Source organism: Bartonella sp. 220B, assembly GCF_026930205.1.
Taxonomy (GTDB): Bacteria; Pseudomonadota; Alphaproteobacteria; order Rhizobiales; family Rhizobiaceae; genus Bartonella.
Genome location: NZ_JANHOI010000030.1, coordinates 1 through 4872 on the forward strand (window position 1 = coordinate 1; position 4872 = coordinate 4872).

The window sequence follows — 4872 nt, forward strand, 5'->3', positions numbered from 1 at the left end:
AGGTGAAGAAATATTCAGTCTTTATGAGAATGATATAGGTATTCCTGCTGGTGATATTGTTTACCGAAATTTGATCGATAGAAGAGATGGCTTTACGACCCCCAAACAGCTTGTTATCAACACAACTGATTTTGGTGAGACCTTTTACTTTGATTATACTCAGTTTCGGGATAGTGAGTGCCCACTCTATGTCATGTTTGCGGATGAGAAATCCGAATATTACGCTAGTAATTTTTATGAATTTTTATGTAAAAAAATTACGGAATATGCTGAGGGATAACGATGCAAACCAAAGACGCAACAAAGATTAAAAAAACGCTGCTGAGAGACACATCTCGTTGAAATAAGTGATACTTATTATTTTCCCGATCGTATTGTACATATCCTTTATGATATTGTAGATTATGGGGGAAAATTTCGGTTATCTGTTAATCTCACCACTGCTGCTTATTGGTTTTAGTTGAGCATATGATAATGGCGAAAAATCGCAATATAAAAATATACTCATTTCTACAAAAGAGGACTTTGATATTCAAGCCCAAGATTTTTCTGAAAGCTATATTGAGGAAGCTTTAAATAGAGTAATAGCTTGGCCGAAAGCACTAAATATTGAAAAAATTACGTGAAGAAGCTGCCAATCGTTCCCTTGTTACAAAGGCTTTGCTTGGTGATATAGAGGCTTTAAAGAGTTCTGAGCCCATACCTCAGTTGCATGTACCAGAATTTTCTGATTACAAAATAATGATGCGGTACAAGCGTCTCCTTCTTTTTGTACAATCCTATAAAAACGGAGAGTTAAACGATACTCTGGCGTGCAAAAAGTCCAAACAGCGCTCGTTAAGATGGGATTTCTTAAAAGTCTTAAAGCAATACAAATAAGAGTGTTTAAAAGTGCAAAGTTTCTCTTTTTAGAAGAGCGCATGGTAAATCGTTCCTTTAAGATTGTACATAATCAACATAACAAGAGAGTATAGATATAAACTCTATACCCCTTGTAAGATGTGCATACCCATCATGTGAAATATGAGCATGCTTGATTAAGTCTCTTCAGTTTCCCTTAATTCCAATTTTGGGAGGCTCTTAACAATCTTCATTGTTTCTAAACTTACTGTAATAACCCTTTGAAACAATTCCAATGGATAAGCAGGGTTACCAATGGTCTCAACCGCATAGCAATTGGCATCATTAACAATGCCACTCTTTTTATCAGTTTTTACACATTGACGCCCCATAACCCATTCAAGAGCAGATTTACCATTCACGATATACTCATAAGCTTTAAGAGGAATATCTGTTATTGTGATATTACTGTTATAAAAAACAGTGGTTTTATCCTTTTCCTTACTATTCCCAGCAAATTTCATTTCTGTAACGTAATAAAACTTTTCGGGGTTTGTAATATCTGTAAGTTTTGGGTTGCCTTTTTTGAAGGTCACAGGATAAGGCTCTACGCTTTCATAATTGACGTGTAAATTGCCTAATTCACGCCCTGCTGTAACAAACATCCAAAAATCTTCAGCACTCTTTACGCAAGGGATGCGAGGGAGTTCTTTGCATAAATTATCAGCATAACGAGCACGATAATCTTCTGAGTGCAAGAGACCGTATACGTAATAGAAGATATCTTCTTTGGTTATAATTTCATGAGGATAAGCAGATTGAAATTTCTGTAAACCCGCATCAGTAATGCCATCACGAACTTTCTTTTTTGCTTTTGTAGCGAATAAACTATCATCATGATGTTTTTCTTCGTTATAATGAAGCATAAGCGGGTAACACTTTGCCCCTTCTAAGGTACCATAGCTAATCGGTTTATTTGTCATGAGACAAGAAAAACTTGATCGACTTCCAATCCCTGAAACACAAATTCCAAGATTATCAGAAATGTCTGGATTAAAAAATTGATGTGTATGTCCTAATCGATCATTAAGAAATGGAGATGCATAATGCCATATTGTCACAAATGGGGTATAGAGAACAGGAACTTTTAGATGAGAATCAAACGTTGCATCTACTTTCCGTTTTAATTTGGAAATAAGAGCATCTCCCCAACTAATTTTAGTTGAATCATAATCAATGATCTTATCGAGAGATACAGATGGATTTTTAGCAACAAGACGTTTTTGTATATTAAAAAATTCAATTGTTTTTTGAACGTATTTATCCAATACATCACGCGAAAAGTTATAAACCCAAGCATCTCTTTTAGAACAGATACCAAGAGATACTTCTCCAAAGATTTTAGAATCTATTGAAGTGTTTCTATCCCCCATAGGTATGAATTGATCAAAACTCATATCTCTTTGTTTTATCCAGTCATGCTTTTCATTAGGAATGATCTCAATAAATTTTTGGGACCGTGTTATTTCTTTTATGCTTTTCAATTTACGCAGTCTTTCTAATTTTTCTTTGGTAGAAAGATCATTCCCAATATCATGATAGTAAATCTTACAGAGCTCTTTGTCTTTTGGATTTCTTACAAAGAGAGTTATTGCTATTCCAGTCATACTACCATTGCCAAAAACATTTTCGCCTTCTTTTGTGATTTTGTTTGACAACATATCCTTCCTAACATCGCCACGGAGATTAATCACATAAATAGAAGAATATTCATTTTGTAAGCAATTACGCATACCATCCGCAAATGTTTTATCAATCCATCCATTCCCAGAAACATAAGCTACAACACCACCTTGGGAACTCAAGCGATTACTTGCCCAACGAATGGCACGAATATAACTATCATAGAGATTACGGCGGTTTTTTCCTATATTCAATCCAGATACGTATGTATTACGAATGCTTTCATTGAGAGTATCATAATGTACATTTGGATTATTATCATTGGCATTTTTTTGCCCTGTTGAATAAGGGGGATTACCAACAATAACTTGGATATCAGCTTCTTGTTGTTTTTTACACCGTTCCGAATTCTCAAACATATAGTGTGTGAAGAAGTCTTTTTCTTCAAGCATCAAAAACGTATCGGTTAAACAAATCCCTTCAAAAGGGATATAGTTTCCTTCCATAAGACTATGATAGGTTGCTTCAATATTAATCGCTGCTATATAATAAGCTAAGAGAACAATTTCGTTGGCTTTTATCTCATTGCGAAATTTATATTCCATATCTTCTGGTTTTATCAGATTGGATTGTAACAAACGCGTGATAAAGGTACCTGTTCCCGTAAAAGGGTCAAGAATAGAAACACCTCGAGTGCTTAAACTTTTTCCAAACTCTTGCTCTAACACATCATTGACAGAATGTAAGATAAAGTCGACGATTTCAATCGGCGTATAAACAATGCCAAGTTTATCAGTTGTCTTTTTAAACGCCTTAGTAAAGAAATCTTCGTAAAGTTTGATAATAAGATTCTGTTTTGCTTGTGGTTCAATAATTCCATCTGTATCTTCTCTTACACTTTGATAAAACTTTTCAAGATCTTTGGCTTCTTCTTTGATATTCATTTTATCTAGTTCAGCTAAGATCTTTTCCATCGCTTGCGAGATGGCGTTTTGACTCACAAACGCATTGCCATCAAACAAGGATTCAAAGATGGGACGCGTCACAAGATGTTGCGCCAGCATCTCAAGAGCATCTTCTTGCTCGATACTGTCATTTAAACCATTCTTTAATTCCTTATGAAAGATATGAAAGGCTTTGGAGGCTTTACTCTTTTCATCAGCAAGCAAGCTTTTGAGACGGATGATGTGATTTTGTGCAATCTCTGCTACATTGCCAGCCCAGTTTCCCCACTCATTAGGCTCCGTACATTTGCCGACAATGATTGGTTTAATAGCACGCGAGAATTGATCAATATAAACGTCTAGGTCTAATTCCCCTTGTCCGTTATCTCCATGAGACGTTTCACGGGCTAATGAACCAATATGCAGCCCCGCACTTTCAGATCTTGCGTGAAAGGAGAGTTCGTCTACAACATCCGTCATTGCTTTTAAAGCAGGGTTTAAAGTTACCCCCACAACCTCAAACAAATGACGAACATTTTGATCTAGCTCTAAGGCTTTCATTTTACTTTTAAAGTGGTCATCATGCGCACGTAAAGCATTGAGAACTTGCCAGATAACATCATACTTTTTATTGTTTGCTAAAGCTTGTTCTGGTGGAATATTAAAGGGAATTCCTACTGGTAAAATAATGTAGCCTGTTTTCTTATTGGGGGCACGACGCATCACACGCCCTACGGCTTGTATAATATCCACGTGACTTTTGCGGGGGTGTAAGAACATGACCGCATCAAGAGAAGGCACATCCACACCCTCAGACAAACATCTTACATTGGTTAAGACACGACAGTTATTTTCATTGGTGTCTTCTTTGAGCCAATCAAGCAATTTATTGCGGTCTTTACCATTAAAAGTCCCGTCAATATGTTCAATTTCAAAATTAAGAGAGGTTTTACTTTCAGGAACCAATTTATGATATTCATCAATCGCTTGATTGAATTTTCTGCTAATTTTGTCAGAAGTTTCGATATCTTTACAAAAAGCCAGAGAACGACGCATGGGCTTTATATCATCATCTTCATCTTTCTTTTCTATTTGAGCAAGAGCTTTGTAGCAGCCAATAATCTTTGTTGTATCATCAAGGATGAGTTCAGAATTTTTATCCTTAAGACGCTTTTGAATCGTTGCGTTGATAATAGCTTCATCAACAGCTAAAACGATAACCTTATAAGGTGCTAACAGTTTCTCTTTTAAAGCTTTTGAGAAGGTATAAGTGTAAAGATTTTTGCCATAAATTTTTTCATCATCCATAGAGGCAAGAACAGCATCAGATAAGTCAGCTTTCCTTTTTAACCTATCCGTAAAGATTTTTGGTGTTGCCGTCATATAGAGACGTTTTTTACCTTGT

The 4872-nt window shown here is 35.8% G+C and carries 2 protein-coding genes and 1 pseudogene; 2 read left to right on the forward strand and 1 reads right to left on the reverse strand.

All coding sequences use genetic code 11. The features are described from left to right. Positions 1–280: pseudogene (locus NPX99_RS08320) on the forward strand (SMI1/KNR4 family protein); the annotation flags it as partial. A gap of 329 nt (positions 281–609) precedes the next feature. Then, a complete protein-coding gene (locus NPX99_RS08325; protein WP_269031374.1) occupies positions 610–879 on the forward strand; it encodes a hypothetical protein in 270 nt (89 codons plus the stop codon). Between the two features lie 158 nt (positions 880–1037). On the opposite strand, the gene NPX99_RS08330 is transcribed toward NPX99_RS08325, so the two are convergent. Then, positions 1038–4872, reverse strand: a 3835-nt coding sequence (locus NPX99_RS08330; protein WP_269031375.1) for a type ISP restriction/modification enzyme, incomplete at its 5' end; no start/stop codon positions are given.